Raw genomic sequence first — 246 nt, forward strand, 5'->3', positions numbered from 1 at the left:
GCAGCCCGACGTTCGGGGAGTCCTGCGCACAGTGGGTGTTTGACCTGGTGGCGGCCCTGTTTGGCTCCTACGATGCGCAGACCGGTGTACGCCATATCAAGGAAGTTTTTATCCTTATCCCCAAGAAAAACAGCAAGTCCACGCTGGCTGCCGGGATCATGATGACGGCGCTGTTACTGAACTGGCGGCAGGCGGCGGGCTACACCATTCTGGCCCCGACCGTGGAGGTGGCGGCTAACGCCTTTA

The 246-nt window shown here is 60.2% G+C and carries 1 protein-coding gene; it reads left to right on the top strand.

Features of this window, described 5'->3' with window-relative positions; translation table 11 throughout:
- Nucleotides 1–246, top strand: a 246-nt coding sequence (locus E0D98_RS27205) for a terminase large subunit (RefSeq protein WP_342093336.1), incomplete at both ends; no start/stop codon positions are given.

The organism is Escherichia sp. KCJ4928, assembly GCF_004352695.1.
Taxonomy (GTDB): domain Bacteria; phylum Pseudomonadota; class Gammaproteobacteria; order Enterobacterales; family Enterobacteriaceae; genus ECMA0423.